This window comes from Sphingomonas sandaracina (assembly GCF_036663695.1).
Lineage (GTDB): Bacteria > Pseudomonadota > Alphaproteobacteria > Sphingomonadales > Sphingomonadaceae > Sphingomonas.
Genome location: NZ_JAXOJK010000002.1, coordinates 201,813 through 221,577, shown reverse-complemented (window position 1 = coordinate 221,577; position 19,765 = coordinate 201,813). Strand labels below are relative to the sequence as shown.

At 68.0% G+C, this 19,765-nt stretch carries 16 protein-coding genes; 10 read left to right on the top strand and 6 right to left on the bottom strand.

All coding sequences use genetic code 11. The annotated features are described in order from the left end of the window. Positions 1–267 precede the first annotated feature (267 nt). From U1707_RS06370 to U1707_RS06355, 4 genes are all read left to right on the top strand, one after another. A complete protein-coding gene (locus tag U1707_RS06370; protein ID WP_332799259.1) occupies positions 268–1,623 on the top strand; it encodes a M48 family metalloprotease in 1,356 nt (451 codons plus the stop codon). Then, a complete protein-coding gene (locus tag U1707_RS06365; RefSeq protein WP_332799258.1) occupies positions 1,620–2,330 on the top strand; it encodes a DsbA family protein in 711 nt (236 codons plus the stop codon). Before U1707_RS06370 ends, U1707_RS06365 begins: the two co-directional genes overlap by 4 nt. Positions 2,331–2,520: 190 nt before the next feature. Further along, the gene (locus U1707_RS06360) at positions 2,521–3,450 is read left to right on the top strand and encodes an ABC transporter ATP-binding protein (RefSeq protein ID WP_332799257.1); all 930 of its coding nucleotides are present in this window, start codon (positions 2,521–2,523) and stop codon (positions 3,448–3,450) included. Beyond that, entirely contained in the window at positions 3,447–4,223 is a 777-nt protein-coding gene (locus U1707_RS06355) for an ABC transporter permease (RefSeq protein ID WP_332799256.1), read from the top strand. The genes U1707_RS06360 and U1707_RS06355 overlap by 4 nt, the downstream gene beginning before the upstream one ends. A 263-nt stretch (positions 4,224–4,486) precedes the next feature. On the opposite strand, the gene glpX is transcribed toward U1707_RS06355, so the two are convergent. The 3 genes from glpX to U1707_RS06340 all read right to left on the bottom strand — a co-directional run bounded on the left by glpX (position 4,487) and on the right by U1707_RS06340 (position 7,038). Further along, a complete protein-coding gene (gene glpX / locus U1707_RS06350; RefSeq protein ID WP_332799255.1) occupies positions 4,487–5,458 on the bottom strand; it encodes a class II fructose-bisphosphatase in 972 nt (323 codons plus the stop codon). A 99-nt stretch (positions 5,459–5,557) separates the two neighbouring features. Then, on the bottom strand, positions 5,558–6,376 hold the full coding sequence (dapD, locus tag U1707_RS06345; protein WP_332799254.1) for a 2,3,4,5-tetrahydropyridine-2,6-dicarboxylate N-succinyltransferase: 819 nt from the start codon (positions 6,374–6,376) through the stop codon (positions 5,558–5,560). Continuing rightward, positions 6,373–7,038 carry a pyrimidine 5'-nucleotidase gene (locus U1707_RS06340; RefSeq protein WP_332799253.1) on the bottom strand — a complete coding sequence of 222 codons (666 nt, stop codon included), beginning with the start codon at positions 7,036–7,038 and terminating at the stop codon, positions 6,373–6,375. The genes dapD and U1707_RS06340 overlap by 4 nt, the downstream gene beginning before the upstream one ends. A gap of 134 nt (positions 7,039–7,172) precedes the next feature. On the opposite strand from U1707_RS06340, the gene U1707_RS06335 reads away from it, so the two are divergent. Together U1707_RS06335 and U1707_RS06330 are read left to right on the top strand one after the other, a co-directional pair. Then, the gene (locus tag U1707_RS06335; RefSeq protein WP_332799252.1) at positions 7,173–9,512 is read left to right on the top strand and encodes a S8 family peptidase; all 2,340 of its coding nucleotides are present in this window, start codon (positions 7,173–7,175) and stop codon (positions 9,510–9,512) included. Positions 9,513–9,614: 102 nt separating this feature from the next. Continuing rightward, on the top strand, positions 9,615–10,613 hold the full coding sequence (locus U1707_RS06330; RefSeq protein ID WP_332799251.1) for an LLM class flavin-dependent oxidoreductase: 999 nt from the start codon (positions 9,615–9,617) through the stop codon (positions 10,611–10,613). A 144-nt stretch (positions 10,614–10,757) separates the two neighbouring features. Here U1707_RS06330 and nudC read toward each other — a convergent pair whose 3' ends face one another. From nudC to mutY, 3 genes are read right to left on the bottom strand one after another with little or no spacing between them, the layout of a single operon-like run. After that, positions 10,758–11,636, bottom strand: coding sequence for an NAD(+) diphosphatase (gene nudC, locus U1707_RS06325; RefSeq protein WP_332799780.1), 879 nt, complete (start codon positions 11,634–11,636; stop codon positions 10,758–10,760). 5 nt (positions 11,637–11,641) lie between these two features. Then, positions 11,642–12,994: a serine hydrolase domain-containing protein gene (locus U1707_RS06320; protein WP_332799250.1), complete on the bottom strand. Its 1,353-nt coding sequence runs from the start codon at positions 12,992–12,994 to the stop codon at positions 11,642–11,644. 17 nt (positions 12,995–13,011) lie between these two features. Continuing rightward, positions 13,012–14,070, bottom strand: coding sequence for an A/G-specific adenine glycosylase (mutY, locus tag U1707_RS06315; RefSeq protein ID WP_332799249.1), 1,059 nt, complete (start codon positions 14,068–14,070; stop codon positions 13,012–13,014). Positions 14,071–14,096: 26 nt separating this feature from the next. Here mutY and U1707_RS06310 point away from each other — a divergent pair, with 26 nt between their 5' ends. From U1707_RS06310 to U1707_RS06295, 4 genes are all read left to right on the top strand, one after another. Beyond that, the gene (locus tag U1707_RS06310; RefSeq protein ID WP_332799248.1) at positions 14,097–14,660 is read left to right on the top strand and encodes a DUF721 domain-containing protein; all 564 of its coding nucleotides are present in this window, start codon (positions 14,097–14,099) and stop codon (positions 14,658–14,660) included. Beyond that, positions 14,660–15,325 (top strand): thioredoxin domain-containing protein, encoded by a 666-nt coding sequence (locus tag U1707_RS06305; protein ID WP_332799247.1) that lies wholly within the window; start codon positions 14,660–14,662, stop codon positions 15,323–15,325. Before U1707_RS06310 ends, U1707_RS06305 begins: the two co-directional genes overlap by 1 nt. Positions 15,326–15,351: 26 nt before the next feature. Beyond that, positions 15,352–16,092: a thioredoxin domain-containing protein gene (locus tag U1707_RS06300; protein ID WP_332799246.1), complete on the top strand. Its 741-nt coding sequence runs from the start codon at positions 15,352–15,354 to the stop codon at positions 16,090–16,092. A 268-nt stretch (positions 16,093–16,360) separates the two neighbouring features. Then, positions 16,361–19,747 carry a chromosome segregation SMC family protein gene (locus tag U1707_RS06295; RefSeq protein ID WP_332799245.1) on the top strand — a complete coding sequence of 1,129 codons (3,387 nt, stop codon included), beginning with the start codon at positions 16,361–16,363 and terminating at the stop codon, positions 19,745–19,747. Positions 19,748–19,765: the final 18 nt, after the last annotated feature.

The window sequence follows — 19,765 nt, the reverse complement described above, 5'->3', positions numbered from 1 at the left end:
GGCCTCCGCCGGGGAGGTGATCGGTGCGGGCGTGACACCTAACGTGCGACGCCGCGCGTCTAGGATCGAACCAGCGCAACGCCTCCTAGAAGCCCCCTCCTAACCCCTGTCCTACACCATCAAACCCTGCTCCCCTCCCCAATGCCAACCGCACTCCCCCAACCCGCAGAAACGCTCCCAGCGTCTGCACTTTGTGAACTTCACTCCACCGCACCCCTTACCGCACGACCATTGCCCCCCCGCCCCCAATCGACGATAACCCGCAAAATGAAGCGCCTAGTAGCCGCCGCAGCCACCGCCCTCCTTCTATGGACGCAGCCTCTCCAGGCCCAGTCGATCCTCCGCGACGCCGAGACCGAAACCATGTTCGCGGAGATGGCGAACCCGCTCGTCAAGGCGGCCGGCCTGTCGACGCGCGACGTGAAGGTCGTCCTGATCAACGACGAGTCGATCAACGCGTTCGTCGCCGGCGGCCAGACCGTCTATGTCCATTCAGGACTGCTCCAGGCCGCCGACAACGCCAACGAAGTCCAGGGCGTGATCGCGCACGAGCTCGGCCACATCGCCGACGGCCATGTCGTCCTCGCCGACCGCGGCACCAAGCCGGCAATGGGCATGTACCTGCTCTCGATGGTCCTCGGCCTCGCCGCGATGGCGGCCGGCAGCGGAGAGGCAGGCGCCGGTATCATGGCGGCGGGCCAACAGGCTGCGATGGGCAGCTACCTGTCGTTCAGCCGCGTCCAGGAATCGACCGCGGACGCGACCGGCGCGAAATTCCTCCGCGAGGCCAACATCACGGGCCGCGGCATGCTCAGCTTCTTCAAGAAATTGCAGCAGCAGGAGTATCGCTTCGGCACCGCCAACATCGATCCGTTCATGCAGTCGCATCCCCTTTCGGGCGAACGCGTCGCAACGCTCACCGCCGACCTGCAAGCCTCCCCCGCCTGGGCCAACAAGCCCGACGCGGCCCTCGAAGAACGCTTCCGCCGCGTGAAAGCCAAGCTCGCCGGCTACGTCATGCCCGCCGACCAGACGCTCCAAGCCTACCCGCCCAGCAACCAGTCGATCTACGCGCACTACGCCCGCGCCTACGCGTATCACAAAGCCGGCTACCCCGACAAAGCCGATGCCGAGGCCAACGCGCTGGTGAAGGCCGAGCCCACCGACCCGTATTTCCTCGAAATCAAGGGGCAGATCCTGCTCGAGGCCGGCAAGCCGACCGAATCGCTGGTCCCCTTGCGCGAAGCCACGGAGGGTTCGCGCAACAACCCGCTGATCGCCACCACCTTTGGCCACGCGCTGATCGCGACCGAGAACAAAGCGAACTACCCCGAGGCCACTAGGGTCCTGCGCACCGCGGTCGGCCGCGACGACCAGAACCCGTTCGCCTGGATGCAACTCGGCACGGTCTACGAGCTGACCGGCGACACCGCGCGCGCGGCGCTCGCCACCGCCGAGCGTGCCAGCATGGGCGGCGACATGCGGACCGCGTCGGCGAGCGCGCAATATGCGCTGGCGAACATCCCCGCGAACACGACCGACTGGATCCGCGCACAGGATATCGCGATGGCCGCGCAGAACGAGATGGACGACAATCCCAAGCAGTATAAGCGCCGCAAATGAGCAAATTCACATTCCCGGCCATCGCAGCCGCGAGCGCCGTCATCGGAGGCCTTGCGGTCTGGGGCTATGACCGCCACGGCGGCGGCGTCGAGCGCGCGCAGGTCGAAGCGATCGTCCACGACTATGTCCTGGCGCACCCCGAGATCCTCCCCGAAGCGATGGACAAGCTGCGCGACCGCGAGTCCGGCAAGACCGTCACCGCCAACCGCGACGCGATTGTCACGCCGTTCGGCAGCGCGTGGGCCGGCAACCCCAAGGGCGACGTCACGCTGGTCGAGTATTTCGACTATAATTGCGGATACTGTCGCGCGAGCCTGCCGATGATCGCCAAGCTCATCGCCGCCGACCCGCAGGTCCGCGTGGTCTTCCGCGAACTCCCGATCCTCAGCGCAGAAAGCCGCATCGCTGCGCGCGCCAGCCTGGCCGCCGCACAACAGGGCAAGTTCGCTACCTTCCACGACGCGCTCTACGCCGCCGGCCCGGTCAGCGACGCCTCGATCGCCGCGGCAGCGAGCAAGGCGGGCGTCGACACGACACAGGCGAGCTTCACCAAGACCGCCGACGCGGAAATCGCCAAGAACATGGAAACCGCTGCCAAGCTCGGCATGACCGGCACCCCGAGCTGGGTGGTTGGCGACCGAGTGTTGTCGGGCGCGCTCCCGCTGGAGGACCTCCAAAAGGCGGTAGCCGCAGCTCGCGTAAGCTAACCCCACCCACTCCGTCACCCCGGACTGGTTCCGGGGTCCACCGTTCCGCAAACTCTCAGGCAGCTGATACGCGGAAGGGTGGATGCCGGAACAAGCCCGGCATGACGGGGTGGCTGACGGGAATGGGATGGCCGCCCCTATCATTCTCACCCCCCACACCCCATCTGACACCCACGAAAAAGGGGTGCCTATGACCGAACCGATCCTGTCCGTCGCGGGCGTCACCAAGACCTACAAGAGCGGCACCACTGCCCTCCACCCGGTCGACCTCGACATCCAAAAAGGCGAGATCTTCGCCCTCCTCGGCCCCAACGGCGCCGGCAAGACGACCCTCATCAGCATCATCTGCGGCATCGTCACGCCGTCGGCCGGCACCATCAAGGTCGCGGGCTACGACGCGATCCGCGACTATAAGCAGGCGCGCAGCCGCATCGGCCTGGTCCCGCAGGAACTCAACGTCGACATGTTCGAGACGGTGCTCGCCACCGTCACCTTCAGCCGCCGCCTGTTCGGCCGGTCAGGGCATAGCGACTATATCGAACAGGTGCTCCGCGACCTCTCGCTCTGGGACAAGCGCGACGCGAAGATCCGCGAACTGTCGGGCGGCATGAAACGCCGCGTGCTGATCGCAAAGGCGCTCGCGCACGAACCCGAAATCCTGTTCCTCGACGAACCCACCGCCGGCGTCGATGTCGCCCTGCGTCGTGACATGTGGAAGCTGGTCCACCGCCTGCGCGAAGGCGGCACGACGATCATCCTGACGACGCACTATATTGAGGAGGCCGAGGAAATGGCCGACCGCGTCGGCGTGATCGACAAGGGCAAGCTGCTGCTCGTCGACGACAAGGCGTCGCTGATGAAGAAGCTCGGCAAGCGCGAACTCGACATCGCGCTGCAGGATTCGATGACGACGATCCCGCCGGAACTGGCGGAGTGGGACCTGTCGTTGGAGGACGACGGCAAGCGCCTGCGCTACGTGTTCGACGCGCAGGCCGACCACACCGGTATCCCGTCGTTGCTGCGCAAACTCAGCGAACTCAGCATCGGCTTCAAGGACCTCGAAACCAGCAAGTCGAGTCTCGAAGACATCTTCGTCGATCTCGTCGGAGACCGCGCATGAACGCCCCCTTCCTCAACTGGCATGGCATCTGGGCGATCTATCGCTTCGAAATGGCGCGGGGGCTTCGCACGCTGTGGCAGAGCCTCGTCACCCCCGTGCTCACGACATCGCTGTATTTCATCGTCTTCGGCGGTGCGATCGGCAGCCGGATGCAAACCGTCGGCGGCGTCGATTACGGTAGCTTCATCGTTCCCGGGCTGATCATGCTGTCGTTGCTGACGCAGAGCATCGCGAACGCGTCGATCGGCATTTACTTCCCCAAATTCACCGGCACGATCTACGAACTGCTCTCCGCGCCCGTCTCGGCGATGGAGATGGTGATCGGCTATGTCGGCGCGGCGACCACCAAGTCGGTGATCATCGGCCTGATCATTCTGGCGACCGCGGCGTTCTTCGTACCGCTAAGGATCGAGCATCCGCTCGCAATGATCGCCTTCCTGATCCTGACCGCGGTGGCGTTCAGCCTGTTCGGGTTTATCATCGGCGTGTGGGCCAACGGCTTCGAGCAGCTGAACTTCGTGCCCGCGCTGCTGATCACGCCGCTGACCTTCCTCGGCGGCGCCTTCTACTCGATCGACATGTTGCCGCAGCCGTGGCGCACGGTCAGCCTGTTCAACCCGGTCGTGTATCTGGTGAGCGGTTTCCGCTGGAGCTTCTTCGGGCAAGGCGACGTCGCGGTGGGCGTCAGCCTCGCGGTGACGGCGGGCTTCCTGGCGGCGTGCCTGATCGCGATCGCCTGGATCTTCAAGACCGGCTGGCGGATGAAGAACTGACGCTGCGGAAGTCTTTGTGAAGCGTTGAGCGGTGGTACGAAGATCGTAACCCGCCACGTCCTTGTTCTCCCGCGAAGGCGGGAGCCCAGTCTGGATCCCCGCCTTCGCGGGGAAACATGGTGTTTGGTTCACCACCCTAGCCCAGCACTCCACCCCGGCGAAGGCCGGGGCCCAATTGGAACGTCCGCAGTAAAGATTCGCATCGCTTCTTTAGCGACGTTCCCCAATTGGACCCCGGCCTTCGCCGGGGCGGTACTGTTGGTTCAATCGGTGCGATGTTCGCCCTTGACCCAGCGGACTGTGCCCGACGAGGCGCGCATCACGACGCTCTCCGTGGTCATCTTGCCCTTCTTCCGCTTCACGCCGGCCAGCAGCGAGCCATCGGTAACCCCGGTCGCGGCGAAGATGCAGTCGCCCTTGGCCATCTCGGACAGGTCGTACTGCTTGTCGAGGTCGGTGATCCCCCACTTTGCCGCACGGCCGCGCTCGTCGTCGTTGCGGAACAGCAGGCGGCCCTTGAACTGGCCACCGACGCAGCGCAGCGCCGCGCATGCCAGCACGCCTTCGGGAGCACCGCCCGAACCCATATACACGTCGACCGTGGTCTCGGGATCCGACGTCGCGATCACGCCCGCGACGTCGCCGTCACCTATCAGCATGATGCCGCAGCCGACCTGACGCAGTTCGGCGATCATCGCCTCGTGACGCGGCCGGTCGAGCACGCACACGATCAGATCGCGCGCCGGCACGCCCTTTGCGGCCGCAACCGCCATGATGTTCTGGGTCGGAGTCTTGTCGAGGTCGATGATACCCTCGGGATAGCCCGGCCCGACCGCGATCTTGTCCATGTAGACGTCGGGTGCGTTGAGCAGCCCGCCCTCTTCGGCGATCGCCAGCACGGCGAGGCTGTTCGGCCCCGCGGTCGCGCAGATCGTCGTGCCTTCCAGCGGATCGAGCGCGATGTCGATCTTCGGGCCCGTGCCGATCGCGGAACCGACCTTCTCGCCGATGAACAGCATCGGCGCCTCGTCGCGCTCGCCCTCGCCGATCACGACGGTGCCGTCCATGTACAGCGAATTGAGCGCCTCGCGCATCGCCTCGACGGCGGCGGCATCGGCGGCCTTTTCGTCGCCACGACCGACGAGCGTGGAGGCGGCGATCGCAGCGGCCTCGGTCACGCGGACCATTTCAAGGACGAGGACGCGGTCGAGTACCTGGCTGGCGGCAGCGGTCAAAATAGTTCTCCTCGGAATGTTTAACACCGGATAGGCAGCGCCCGCCGCGTTGTCGAGACGACACCGGGGTCGTCGGGACGAGACGTGGGCATCGAGCCGTCAGTCCCGCAACAGGTCGTTGATGCTGGTCTTGGAGCGCGTCTGTGCGTCGACGCGCTTGACGATCACGGCGCAATACAGCGCCGGGTTGCCGTCTCCGCCGCCGATCGAACCCGGCACGACCACGGCATAGGGTGGCACTTCGCCCTTGAACACTTCGCCGGTCGCGCGGTCGATGATCTTGGTCGATGCGCCCAGATACACGCCCATCGACAGCACCGCGCCCTCGCCGACGCGGACGCCCTCGGCCACTTCGGCACGCGCGCCGATGAACGCGCCGTCGCCGATGATGACCGGGTCCGCCTGCAACGGCTCGAGTACGCCGCCGATGCCGGCACCGCCCGACAGATGGACGTTCTTGCCGATCTGCGCGCACGACCCGACCGTCGCCCAGGCGTCGACCATCGTGCCCTCGCCGACATGGGCGCCGATGTTGACGAAGCTCGGCATCAGGATCGCACCCTTGGCGATGAAGCTCCCGCGCCGCGCGACCGCACCGGGCACGACGCGGATACCCGCCGCGCGGAACTCGGGCTCGCCCCAGCCGGCGAACTTCGACGGCACCTTGTCGAACGCCGGGGCGCCGGCCGAACCGCCATCGATCACGACATTGTCGTTGAGCCGAAACGACAGCAGCACGGCCTTTTTGAGCCACTGGTTGACCTGCCAGCCGCCATCCACGGGCTCAGCGACACGCGCGGTGCCGGCGTCCAGCATCGCCAGCGCGCTGTCGACCGCGTCGCGTACCTCGCCCTTCGTGTCAAAACCCAGGTTCGCGCGGTCGTCCCAGGCGGCGTCGATGATGGTCTGCAAGGTCATGATGTCTCCAGGATGGTTTCGAGCCACGGCGCAAGCACGGGCACGGTAAAATCGATGTGATCGCGCGCAACATCCGGCGACTGCTCGGAGCCGTTGTCGATCCAGACCGTGGTCATCCCGATCGCCTTGGCGGGCGTCAGGTTGCGCGCCATGTCGTCGGCGAACAGCGATTCCGTCGGGTCTATGTCGAACGCCGCGCAGAACCCGGCATAGGCGGACGCATGCGGCTTCGGCATCAGGTTCATCGCGTGGATATCGTGGATCGCCTCGAAGCTTTCGCTCAGGCCCAGCCGGTCGAGGATGCGCGTCGCGTAAGGTGTATCGCCGTTGGTGAAGACGAGCTTGCGCCCGGGCAGCTTGGCGATCGCCGCGACCAGCGGCGCGTCATGCTCGATCACGTCCATCTCGATATCGTGGACGTGCGCCAGGAACGCATGCGGATCGACATGATGCTCGGTCATCAGCCCTGACAGCGTCGTGCCGTGGTTGTGGAAATACCCCTTCTGCACGCGCCGCGCCTCGTCATGCTCGAGCCCGAGCAGATCCTGGATGAACCCGGTCATCCGCGCGTCGACCTGCGCGAACAGGTCAGCGCTCGCCGGGTACAGCGTATTGTCGAGATCGAAGATCCAGTTGCGGACATGGTCGAGGCGGGCAAGCATGGCGCGAACCTCTAGGCACCCCGACCCGAGCGGGCAAGCCGGCTCCGGCTGCACCACCGTCGAACGTCCGGTCGTTTACCGTCGCGTAACGCTTTGTATTTTATTACGTTATCAGGGCAACAGGGGTGGGATTCATGCGACGCTTAGAGTCTGGTCTGTTGCAGTCGGCGACATTTGGTACCGCGTTCCTGCTCGCGGCATGCGGCGGGGGCGGCACTGGCGGCATCGGCACCACGCCGGCTCCACCCTCGGCCCCGACTCCCACGCCGACGCCAACACCCGCGCCGACCCCAACCCCCACTCCGACACCGACGCCGGCCCCTACGCCTGCGCCAACCCCCACGCCGTCCGGCAACGACACCACAGAGTACCGCGCGACCGTCGGCGCCGTCTCGATGAACGCGCTCGCCGCGTATAATGTCGGCGCGACCGGCAGGGGCATCGGCGTCGGCGTGATCGACAGCGGCATAGACCTGCAAAGCCAGGAGTTCGGCACCCGCATCTCGTCCGGATCGCAGGATGTCGCGGGCAACGCCTCGGTCGACGACGAAAGCGGCCACGGCACGGCCGTCGCGTTCGCGCTCGCCGGCAGGCGGAACGGTGCCGGATCGCAGGGCGTGGCGTTCGACGCGACGTTGATCGTTTTGCGCGCCGACCGTCCCGGCACCTGCGCGACCGAAAGCAAGGACGATGACGAATCGGGCTGCAAATTCCCGACCGACGCGATCACCCGCGGGCTCGACGCGGCCCGCACCGCAGGCGCCAAGGTCGTCAACATCTCGCTCGGCGGATCGGAGATGCCGCAAAGCCTGAAGGACGCGGTCGGCCGCGCCACGGCCGCCGGCCTCGTCGTCGTGATCGCGGCCGGCAATGACGGCTCGATCAACCCCGACCCCTTCACCAACGTCGCGGGCGAAGCGCAAGGCCGCAATCAGGTCATCATCGCCGGCTCCGTCGGGGCCAGCGACGGGATCTCGACGTTCAGCGACCGCGCCGGCACCGGGGCAGCTCATTTCCTCACCGCAGTCGGCGAAAGCGTCCGCGCACCCGACGCGACCGACACAGCCTATCTCTGGTCCGGCACCTCGTTCGCCGCACCGCAGATCTCCGGGGCGGTCGCGTTGCTCGCTCAGGCCTTCCCCAACCTCACCGGTGCGCAGATCGTCGACATCCTGTTCAGGAGCGCCCGCGATGCCGGCGCGCCGGGCGTGGACTCGGTTTACGGCAATGGCGTGCTCGACCTCACGCGCGCCTTCCAGCCACTCGGCGCGACCACGGTGGCGGGCTCGAAGGCCATCGTCTCGATCAGCGGCAACGCGACGCTGTCCGCCCCGATGGGCGATGCCGCCCAAGGCGAACTCGGCGCGGTGATTCTCGACGGCTATAGCCGCGCCTTCGCGATCGACCTCGCCAAGACGATCGCCCGCCGCAGCCCGGACCGCTCGCTCGGTGGCGCGCTGCAGTCGCGGTTCCGCACCGTAGCACTGGCCCAGGGCGGCATGACCGTATCGATGACGCTCGCGCCGCGCGCCAACGGCGACGTCGCGCTCGACCGCACGTCGCTGTCGAGCGCCGATGCGGCCAGCGCGCGCGCGATCGCCGGGATGGTGACGCAGAAGCTCGGCAGCACGCTGTCGTTCGGGTTCGGCTTCGCGCAAGGCTCGGGCGCGCTGAGCGCCCAGCTTTCCGGCCAGTCCGAACCCGCCTTCCTGATCGCCAACACCGGCGGCCTGGGCTTCGACAGCACCACGCGTGCGTCCAGCGCGATGCGGCAGAGTGTCGGCGGGTTCGGCTTCACCGCCGGAATCGAGAATGGCGACGTCCTGACGCAGCGTGACGGCGACCTCCGCCTGCGCGACCGCTGGCAACGCTCGGGCTACAACCGCGCCTCGCTGACCGTCGACCGCCGCTTCGGTGCGCTATCGGCGATGGTTGCCGCCACCCGCATGGACGAGCGCGACACCGTCCTCGGCGCGCGCTTCGACGCCGCGCTCGGCGCGACGCGGGCAGCGACATGGTTCGTCGACGCAAAGGCGCGCTTCGATGCCGGCGCCGGCTGGAGCATCGGCGGGTCGATGCGCCAGGGCTGGACCCGCGCCGCCGTCCGCGGCAGTCTCAGCGGCGACGGTCTCGTCCGCACCAACGCCTTTGCGGCGGACGTCGGCAAGGACGGCGTATTCGGCCACGACACGATCGGCCTGCGCATCGCGCAGCCCTTGCGCGTGGCCCGCGGCGGTATCGATCTCGGCCTCCCTACCTATTTCGATTACGCCAGCAACACGGTGACCGACTGGACCACGCAACGCCTCAACCTCGCGCCGCAGGGCCGCGAACTCGACGTGGAACTCCGCTACGGCCTCCCCGCGTTCGGCGGCGGCCTCGACACCAACCTGTTCTGGCGCCGCGACCCCGGCAATTTCGCCGCCCTGCCCAACTATTACGGCATGGCGATGCGCTACAGCCTGGGCTTCTGACGCCCACGTCCCCCAATCCGTCATCCTGACGAAAGTCAGGATGACGGACGTGACAGACGGGCGGCACTGGATAAGCTACCGCTCGGTACCTATCTCTGACGCATGACACGTTATTCCCTGCTCGATCTGGTCCCCGTCATCGAAGGCGGCACCGTCTCCCAATCGCTCGCCAACGCGGCCGATCTCGCGCGCCATGCCGAGAGCGTCGGGTTCCAGCGCTACTGGGTCGCCGAACATCACGGCATGACCGGCATCGCCTCGGCCGCCACCGCGGTCGTCATCGCGCACGTTGCGGCTGCGACGTCCACCATCCGAGTCGGCTCGGGTGGCATCATGCTCCCCAACCACGCGCCGCTGACGATCGCCGAGCAGTTCGGCACGCTCGACGCGCTGTTCCCCGGCCGCATCGACCTGGGTCTCGGCCGCGCGCCCGGCTCCGACCAGCGCGTCGCCCGCGCGATGCGCCGCACGCTGGAGACGGACGCCAACGCCTTCCCGCAGGACGTGATGGAGCTGCAGAGCTATTTCGCCAACGACGGCCAGACCGGCATCGTCGCGACGCCCGGTGCCGGCGCGGACGTCGACATGTGGATCCTCGGCTCCAGCACGTTCGGCGCGCAACTCGCCGCCGCGCTCGGCCTGCCCTACGCCTTCGCCTCGCATTTCGCACCCGATGCGCTCGACGCGGCACTTGCGATCTACCGTCGCGATTTCCGCCCGTCGGCGCGCCTCGCCAAGCCGCATGCTATGGCTGGTTTCAACGTATTCGCCGCCGAGACCGATGCCGAAGCCGAGCTGCTGGCCAGCTCGCAGCAACAGTCGTTCGTGGCGCTGCGCACCGGCAACCCCGGCCGAATGAAGCCGCCCCTCGCCGGCTACCGCGAATCGCTCGGCGCGCAGGGCAACCAGATCCTCGACCACGTGCTGCAATGCTCCGCGGTCGGCAGCCCGGCCAAGGTCGCGCGCGGGATCGCCGCGTTCGTCGAACGGACCGGCGTCGACGAAGTGATGGTGACGAGCGCGATCTACGATCACGACGCGCGCAAGCGGAGCCTGTCGATCACCGCCGACGTCATGCAGGAACTAAAGATCGCCGCGTAAGGCGCCTTCTTCCCCCCTCCCTGAAAGGGAGGGGACGGGGGTGGGTCGGCTTCCGCATATCCAGGCGGTTGCGGCTAAAACCGACCTACCCACCCCCAACCCCTCCCTTCCAGGGAGGGGAGTGTGCGTTATTCTCTGGGCGCCCTATTCCCCCGCCCATTCCTTCAACAAAGTATACGCAATCGCATAGGGCGGCGGCGGCAGGAACGGGCCCTCCTCCCCGCGCAGCACCGCGCGTACCATCTCGCGCGGCACCCACATCGCATCCTCAAGCTCGTTCACGTCGAGCGTGATCGCGTCGTCCTCCGCCTCCGCCACGCACGCGACCATCAGCGAAGACGGAAACGGCCAAGGCTGGCTAGCGATATAGCGCACCTTGCCGACGCGAACCCCCGACTCCTCGACGATCTCGCGCGCCACCGCTTCCTCGATCGACTCTGCTGGCTCCACGAAACCGGCCAGCGCGGAATACCGCCCCGCCGGCCACCCCTTGCCACGCCCCAGCAGCGCACGGCCGTCATGCTCGGCGATCATGATCACCACCGGGTCGACCCGCGGGAAATGCTCGGCCCCGCAGTTGGGACACTTCCGCGCCCAGCCAGCCCGAAAAACCTCGGTCGGCGACCCACACTTCGCGCAGAAGCCATGCCGTACATGCCAGTCGATGACGCTCCGTGCGCCAGCATAGGTGGCCGCCTCACCGGGCGCGAGCGCGGCCAGTACCGCCATCAGCGCAGGCGATCGCATCGCCGGCGCAGTATCGACCCGCATCCCGGCCAGCAGCGCCGCGAAATGCGGCCGCCCGCTCTCGTCGAGCCCGAGCAGGATCGGTGCGGCGTCCTCTGGCATGTCCACCATCGACGTCCAGGCGAGGTGCCCGTCGTCGGTCACCCCCGGCAACAACCCGTCGAGGACCAGCAACCGCGCCCGCCAATCACGCTGCGCCGCCGCCAGCCCCTCCGCATCGTGCCGCAACGCATCGGACCGGTCGAGCGTCCCGCCCGTAAAGCCAGGCGCCTCCATCCCGCTCATCGACGCATCCTCGCCGCATCCTGCATCAGCGCGGCAACCACCTGCTCACGCAGCGGGATCCGGTCCGCCGGAAAGTAATTGACCATCACGTTGCCGCGCGAATGCTTCAGCGGATCGACCCAGGCGATCGTCCCCGCCGCGCCGCCCCAGGCATAGGTACCCTTGCCCGGCCCGTTCGGCGTCGTCGACAAAACCACCGAACCGCCTGCGCCAAAGCCCATGTTGTTGCCCTTGGTACCCCCGGTACCGCCGCCGACCCCGCCGAACACGACGCCCGCCGGCAACAGGTTCGACGTCGCCAGCGCGATCGTCTCGGGTTTCATTACCCGCACGCCGTCGAGCGTGCCGCCGTCCTGGATCATGTGCAGGAACCGATCGTAATCGCGGGCCGACATCACTAGCCCCGCGCCGCCATACGGGAAGCTCGGTTTCTGTGCGAATACCGAGTTCGTCGCCGGATCGAGCGGCGTCCGCGTGTCGCCGACGAACGCGTAGTTGGTCGCGAGCCGCCCGACCTCGCCCTGCGGCACCTCCCAGAAGCTCGACCGCATCTTCAGCGGATCGAACAGCCGCGTCTGCACGAACCGTTCGAAGCTCATGCCGCTCGCCACCTCGATCACGCGGCCCATCACGTCGAGCCCGATCGAATAGCTCCACTTCGTGCCCGGATCGGCGATCAGCGGCAGCGTCGCGACGCGGTTGGCGAACTCCTCGAGGGACTTCGGCCGAACGGGCCGCATCTTCTCTTCCATCGCCGCGCTGACCGACAGCGGCAGGATCCCGAGCCGCTCATATTCCTTCAGCAGCGGCCCCTTCGTGACGATCGTGTAGCCGAGCCCCGCGGTATGCGTCAGCAGGTTGCGGATCGTGATTGGCCGGGTCGCCGGCCGCGTGGCGAGCGACGTGTCGGGGCTGGTCGCCACCTTCATGTCCTTGAAGGCCGGGATATATTTGCTGACCGGATCGTCGAGGTTCAGCTTGCCGTCCTCGATCAGCATCATCGCCGACATGCCGGTGATCGGCTTCGTCATGGAATACACGCGCCAGAGCGAATCAGGGCCGGCTACGGGTGCGTTCGGCTCGTCGCTGATCTTGCCCGCCGAGGGGAACAGGGTCGGACCGTCGCCGACGCCGAACGCACCGACGATCCCCGGCATCTTGTCCTGCGCGACGTAATTGTCGAACAGCGCGGTGGTCGCAGGCAGCAGCGCCTTGACCGGGATAGTCATACGCGGCGTCGGTCGAGCCTGTGGCGAAGGCTGCGGCCGAGGCTGAGCCTGCTGGGCATAGGCCGTAGCAGCGGCCAGCGCGGCAAGACCGCCCGTCGAAATCCAGTGCACCAGTTTCATGCAGATCTCCGTATGGATCAGTTCCGTATGGCCCAGTTCCGAATGGTTTTACCGGCCTTGGCGAAAACGGTCGGCAGCCCGGCGGTATCCAGGTCGTCGATCGGCCACCATTCGCTTGCCGTTGGAACGCGCGGTTGATGCGCCTCGACCGTCGCCACCGCAAGCGTCAGTTGCAGATCGAAATGCGTGAATCCGTGCGCGACGGTCTCGTCCAGCATCCGCCAATCCGCCTGCGCCGGCGCGTCCTCGAAACCGGGGGCAGCCTCGCCCCAAGACCCGGTCGGGAACGCCCGCATCCCGCCCAGCAAACCGGTGTCCGGCCGCCGCACCAGCAACACCTGCCCATCGCGTTCTAGCCAGAAGATCGTCCCGTACCGCTGAGGCTTCGCCGCCTTCTTCGCCTTCACCGGCAACCGCGCGGGCGCGCCCTGCTTGAAGCCTTCGCAAAACTCACGGATCGGACACAGCAAACACTTCGGCGCACGCGTCGTGCATATCCCCGAGCCAAGATCCATCATCGCCTGCGCGAAATCGCCAGCGCGCGCGTCCGGCGTGATCGAATCTGCAGCGACCCGAATCGCAGGCCGGGCAGCCGGCAAAGGCGTCTCGATCGCGAACACCCGCGCAACCACCCGCTCGACGTTCGCATCAACCACCACCGTGCGCTCCCCGAACGCGATCGCCGCCACCGCCGCTGCGGTATAAGCGCCCAGCCCCGGCAGTGCGCGCAACTCGGCCTCGGTCCGCGGAAACACGCCGCCATGCTCGGCCACCACGGCCTTCGCCGCCTTCACCAGATTGCGCGCCCGCGCATAATATCCCAGCCCCGCCCACGCGGCCATCACATCGGCATCGTCCGCCGCCGCCAGACTCGCGAAATCCGGCCACCGCGCCGTCCACGCCAGGAACCGCGGCGTCACCGCGGCCACCGTCGTCTGCTGCAACATCACCTCGGACAGCCACACCCGGTACGGATCGACCGCCTCGCCCGGCTTCGCCCGCCACGGCAGGTCACGGCGATGCGCGTCATACCATCCGAGCAGGGCCGCAGAGACCGAAGAGCGCTTGGCGTTCACGCGTCGCCTATGGCATGGGTTACGCGATGAGCAAGCCGCCGAGTTCCCTGCCGAAACCGCCCGCGACACCCAAGGCGACGAAGCGCGTGAAAGGCAGGACCGATCCCGACGCCCCGCGTGAGAACCGCTCGCGCGCGGTGTCCGAACTGTTGCCCGCGATCGGCGGCGCGGCGTTCCGTCGATTCGGCTTCGTCCAGTCGTCGATCGTCAGCCGCTGGCCCGAGATCGTCGGTGCGAAACTGGCCGGCGCCAGCATCCCCGAATCGATCCGCTTCCCGGTCGGCAAGAAGCAGGACGGCGTCCTCACGCTCACCGTCCGCGGCGCCCACGCGCCGATGATGCAGCATATCGCGCCCGAGATCATCGAGCGCGTGAACCGCTTCTTCGGCTATGCAGCCATCGTGAAGGTCGCGATCCGCCAAGGCGAGGTCGCCGCCCCCGTGCCGCGCAAGGCGCCCCCGTCATTGCGCCCAGTCCCCGTTGATCTCGGTGCCAGCCTAAAGGGCATCGCCGATCCGGAACTGCGCGCCGTCCTCGAATCCCTCGCCGCCGGCGTCGCCTCGACGCACGGCCTTCCCAGGATCACCTGATGCGCGTCCTCCTTGCCGTTTTCGCCCTCTTCCTGCTGACCGGCGCCGCACCCAAGCGCGACTGGTCGCAGACCGCGCGCATCCTCCCCTCGGGCGCCTACCTGATCGGCAACCCCGCCGCCCGCGTGAAGCTGGTCGAGTATGCCAGCTACACCTGCTCGCACTGTGCCGATTTCTCGGTGAAGTCCGAACCCGTGCTGAAGCGGCAGATGATCGCATCGGGCTCGACCAGCCTCGAGTTCCGCCACTTCATCCGCGACCGCCTCGATCTCTCGGCCGCGATCCTCGCGCGCTGTGCCGGCCCAAAAGGTTTTTCCGCCACCTCGTCGGCGATCTTCGCCGCACAGCCGCAATGGCTGGAGCGTGGGATCGAGTACCAACAGGGCAACGCCGCCCGGCTCGCCATGTACCCGACCGCCGCGCAGGTCCGTGCGAACGCAGACGGCTCCGGCCTGACCGCGCTGGCCAAGGCGCGCGGGGTATCGGACGCGGCGATCAATGCCTGCTTCGCCAACCAGCCCGAGATCGACCGCATCGTCAAACTGACCGCCGACGCGCCCAAGGAAATCGATTCGACGCCGACCTTCTACTTGAACGGCAAGATCGTGCCCCACGCTGGCTGGGAACAGCTCGAACCCGCGCTCCGCAAGGCCGGCGCTCGCTAATCTACGTGATCCACTGGAGTAACAGCATGAAGTTCCTGACCACGCTCGCCGTCCTGCCGCTCGCGCTCGCCGCCTGCTCGAAGAACGATTCGACCGGCAACGTCGACGCGCCTGCCGCCGCCCCGGTAGCCGCCGCCGCAGCCCCCGCCGGCCAGAACTGGACCGAGACGGTCGTGAAGACTCCCGAGGGCTATCTGATGGGCAACCCGAACGCGCCGATCAAGCTCGTCGAATACGGCGCGCGCTCATGCCCGACCTGCGGCGCGTTCGCCCGCGAGGCGTACAAGCCGCTGACCGAAAAGTACGTCGCGACCGGGAAAGTGAGCTTCGAATTCCGCGACTTCCTCGTCCACGGCGCGCCCGACGTCGCGCTGACGTTGCTCGGCCAGTGCGGCGGCGTCGCGCCGTTCTTCCCGATCCTCGAGCAGATGTACGGCAACCAGGTCGCGTTCCTCGACAAGCTTCAGGCGATGACGCCCGCGCAGCAGCAGGCACTCGCCAACCAGCCGCCGACGGTCGTCGCGACCAAGCTCGCCGAACAGATGGGCGCGATCGATTTCGTCAAGCAGCGCGGTATCCCCGAAGCCAAGGCGCGCGCGTGCCTTGCGGATCAGAAGCAGCTCGAAGTGATGGCCAAGCCGACCGAGAACGCGATGCAGGCCGGGACGGTTACAGGCACGCCGACGTTCCTGATCAACGACAAGAAGCTCGATCAGGTCGTGACCTGGGACCAGATGGAAAAGGCGCTGAAGGCGGCGGGGGCGTAAGCTAACCGCTCCACAAGTAACTACCACCCCGGCGAAGGCCGGGGCCCAATTGGGGGACGTTGCTAACAGAGATCAGCGCTTCGTTACTGCGACCTCTCCAATTGGGCCCCGGCCTTCGCCGGGGTGGAGGCAAGGGCGGTAAGCGTGCCCAGGGGCCGCCCGCCCCCTTGTTCTCCCGCGAAGGCGGGAGCCCAGTCTAGGTCCCGCCTTCGCAGGGACACAAGCTTTACGGTTCGGCATAAAATCACAACCGTCGGGGGGCGCAAGAATGCAGATCAAGCGCCTCCGCATCACTGGCTTCAAGAGCTTCGTCGACCCCGCCGATCTCCGCATCGACCCCGGCCTCACCGGCGTCGTCGGCCCGAACGGCTGCGGCAAGTCCAACCTCCTCGAAGCGCTTCGCTGGACGATGGGCGAGGCCAGCGCGAAATCGCTGCGTGGCGCCGGCATGGAAGACGTCATCTTCGCCGGCACCGCCACCCGCCCGCCGCGCGACTTCGCCGAAGTCTCGATCCTCGCGGAAATAGCCGGCGACGAACGCGAGATCGTCCGCCGGATCGAACGCGGCGCCGGCTCCGCCTACCGGATCGACGGCCGCGACGTCCGCGCTAAGGACGTCGGCCTCCTCTTCGCCGACGCCGCGACCGGCGCGCACTCCCCCGCGCTCGTCAGCCAGGGCAAGATCGGCGCGGTCATCGCCGCCAAACCCGCCGACCGCCGCGCGATGCTCGAGGAAGCCGCCGGGATCGCCGGTCTCCACGTCCGGCGGAAAGACGCCGAGGGGAAACTCCGCGCCACCGAAGCCAATCTCGCCAAGCTCGACGAGATCATCTCCGACCAGGACGCGCGCGCCGCCACGCTGAAACGCCAGGCCCGCGCCGCCGAACGCTACCGCCTCATCTCCGCGCAGATCCGCGTCGCCGAAGCGCGCACGCTCTTCGCCCGCTGGCGCGAAGCCGCCACCGCAACCGATGCCGCCAAAGCCGAAGCCACCGCCGCCGAAACCCGCGTCCGCGCGACCACCGAAGCCGAACGCGGAGCCGCCGCAAACCAGCACCGGGCAGTCGAAGCCGTCTCGACCGCACGCGCCGCAGCTCTCGCCGCCCGCGACCACGTCGGCGACCTCGCCCACCGCCTTGCCGCGCTGAAAAGCGAGAAAACCAGCGTCGAGCGCAGGATCGCCGACCTCACCGACGCCCGCGCCCGGATCGCCGACGACCGCGCGCGCGAAGGATCGCTCGCCAGCGACGCCGCCGCCGCGCTCGCCCGCCTCGCCGACGAAGCGAAGACGCTCGACACCGCGATCGCCGACGCCACCGCCGCGATCCCCGACCTCGACGCAGCACTCGCCGACACCGAACGCAAAGCCCGAGACGCCGAAGTCTCCCTCGCCCAGGCGCTCGCCACGCAAGCCCGCGACGCCGCCGAAGTCCGCGTCGCCAGCGCAGCCCTCGCTGCCGCCCGCACCCGCGCCGATCGCGCCGATCGCGACGCCACGCAGATCGCCGCCGCCCTCCGCGCCCTCGGCGACCCCGCCCCGCTAACCGCAGAGCGCGAGACCGCCGCCGAAGCCCGACGCGACGCGACCGCCGCCGCAGAGTCCGCTCGCCAGGCCATCACTCAAGCAGACACCGACGAAGCCACCGCGACCAGCGCGCGAGACGCCGCCGAAACCACCCGTGCCAGCGCCCGCGCAGACCTCGCCGCGATCGACAGCGAAGTAACGGCGCTCACCAAGGCAACACAGCGCAGCGGCCGCGACCAATTGCTCGACCATGTCGCAGCCAGCACCGGCTACGAACGCGCACTCGCCGCAGCACTCGGCGACGATCTCGACACCAACCGAGACGCATGGGCAGGCGCCGAACCCCAAGACGAAGACCCCGCCCCGCCCGCCGACGCCGAACCGCTGGCAAAGCATGTCGACGCGCCCCCCGCCCTCGCCCGCCGGCTCGCGCAGGTCTTCGTCGTCGGCACCGATGGCCAGCAACACCTCGCCGTCGGCCAGCGCATCGTCACCCGAGATGGCCGACTCCGCCGCTGGGACGGCTTCACCGCAACCGGCACCGGCGCGGCCGCCGCCGAACGCCTCGTCCGCCGCAACCGCCTCGCCGCGCTCCAGGCCGCACGCCCCGCCGCAGCCGCCGCGCTGGACGAGGCCGAACAAACCCGCGCCGCGATCGACGCGCGGATCGCCGAGGCCCGGCACCAGTCGCAAACCGCCCGCGCCGCCCTGCAACGCGCCGAAACCGCCGCGCGCGACGCCACCCGCCAGGAAGACCGCGCCGCCGCCGCTCTCGAACGCCTCGCCACTCAGCGCACCGATCTCGACGTCCGCGCGCACCGGATCGCCCACGATGTCGCCGACGCGCACGCCGACCGCACCCGCGCCGAAGCCGCGATGGCCGCCGTCCCCGACGGCACCGCCAACGCGCGCCAGGTCGCCGCGCTCCAATACGACGCCGAACGCAGCCGCGCCGCCGTTGCGCAGGCTCGCGCCGATCGCACCACGCTCGACCGCGGCATCGCCACCCACCGCGAACGCCTAGCCGCAGCGCACGCCGACACCCGAAGCTGGCGCGCCCGCGCCGGCGAAGCCGCCAAGCGCATCGCCGCCATGGACGCCCGCGAGACGACCCTCGGCGTCGATCTCGCCGCCATCGCCGATCGCCCCGCCGCGCTCGACGCAGAAATCGCTGCGCTGGACGCCGAACACGACGAAGCCCGCACCGCAGCCGACGCGCTCATCGCAGCAGAACGCGCTGCGGAAGCCGCTGCCCGCACCGCCGACGACGCCCACCGCGCCGCCACCGAAGCGCTCGCCGTCGCCCGCGAAGCCCGCGCCGGCGCGATCGCCCGCGTCGAAAGCCACGAAGCGCGTCGCCTCGATCTCGGCCGCCTCTCAGGCGAACGCTTCCAATGCCCCGCCCCCGTCCTGCCCGAACGCCTCGGCTTCGCGGTCGCCGACGTCCGCGCGCCAGCCGAGGAATCCGCCACCCACGACCGCCTCACCACCGACCGCGAACGCATCGGCCCGGTCAACCTCGTCGCCGAAACCGAACTCGCCGCACTCGAAGACGCCGCGTGCGGCAACGCAGTCGAACGCGACGAACTCGGCCAGGCGGTGAATCGCCTCCGCGGCTCGATCGGCACGCTCAACCGCGAAGGCCGCCAACGCCTGCTCGCCGCATTCGAGGCGGTGAACGGTCACTTCCAACGCCTCTTCACCACCCTCTTCGACGGCGGCGCTGCGCATCTCGAACTAGTGGACTCCGACGATCCGCTCGAAGCCGGACTCGAGATCATGGCGCAACCACCCGGCAAACGCCTCCAGTCGCTCACATTATTATCGGGCGGCGAACAGGCCCTGACCGCCGTCGCGCTGATCTTCGGCCTATTCCTCACCAATCCCGCGCCGATCTGCGTCCTCGACGAGGTCGACGCGCCGCTCGACGACGCCAATATCGAGCGCTTCTGCGACCTGCTCGACCGCATGTCGCGCGACACCGACACCCGCTACCTCGTCGTCACGCACAACGCCGTCACCATGAGCCGCATGCACCGCCTGTTCGGGGTAACGATGATCGAACGCGGCGTCAGCCGCCTGGTCTCCGTCGACCTGCAAGCCGCGACGGGCCTCATTGCCGTCGAATAGCGGGAGACAATTCGCGTT

Bases quoted from the DNA above. Each gene is read 5' to 3' on its own strand.
- U1707_RS06370 (WP_332799259.1), top strand. From the start codon at position 268: ATGAAGCGCCTAGTAGCCGCCGCAGCCACCGCCCTCCTTCTATGGACG.
- U1707_RS06365 (WP_332799258.1), top strand. From the start codon at position 1,620: ATGAGCAAATTCACATTCCCGGCCATCGCAGCCGCGAGCGCCGTCATC.
- U1707_RS06360 (WP_332799257.1), top strand. From the start codon at position 2,521: ATGACCGAACCGATCCTGTCCGTCGCGGGCGTCACCAAGACCTACAAG.
- U1707_RS06355 (WP_332799256.1), top strand. From the start codon at position 3,447: ATGAACGCCCCCTTCCTCAACTGGCATGGCATCTGGGCGATCTATCGC.
- dapD (WP_332799254.1), bottom strand. From the start codon at position 6,376: ATGACCTTGCAGACCATCATCGACGCCGCCTGGGACGACCGCGCGAAC.
- U1707_RS06340 (WP_332799253.1), bottom strand. From the start codon at position 7,038: ATGCTTGCCCGCCTCGACCATGTCCGCAACTGGATCTTCGATCTCGAC.
- U1707_RS06335 (WP_332799252.1), top strand. From the start codon at position 7,173: ATGCGACGCTTAGAGTCTGGTCTGTTGCAGTCGGCGACATTTGGTACC.
- U1707_RS06330 (WP_332799251.1), top strand. From the start codon at position 9,615: ATGACACGTTATTCCCTGCTCGATCTGGTCCCCGTCATCGAAGGCGGC.
- nudC (WP_332799780.1), bottom strand. From the start codon at position 11,636: ATGGAGGCGCCTGGCTTTACGGGCGGGACGCTCGACCGGTCCGATGCG.
- U1707_RS06320 (WP_332799250.1), bottom strand. From the start codon at position 12,994: ATGAAACTGGTGCACTGGATTTCGACGGGCGGTCTTGCCGCGCTGGCC.
- U1707_RS06310 (WP_332799248.1), top strand. From the start codon at position 14,097: ATGAGCAAGCCGCCGAGTTCCCTGCCGAAACCGCCCGCGACACCCAAG.
- U1707_RS06305 (WP_332799247.1), top strand. From the start codon at position 14,660: ATGCGCGTCCTCCTTGCCGTTTTCGCCCTCTTCCTGCTGACCGGCGCC.
- U1707_RS06300 (WP_332799246.1), top strand. From the start codon at position 15,352: ATGAAGTTCCTGACCACGCTCGCCGTCCTGCCGCTCGCGCTCGCCGCC.
- U1707_RS06295 (WP_332799245.1), top strand. From the start codon at position 16,361: ATGCAGATCAAGCGCCTCCGCATCACTGGCTTCAAGAGCTTCGTCGAC.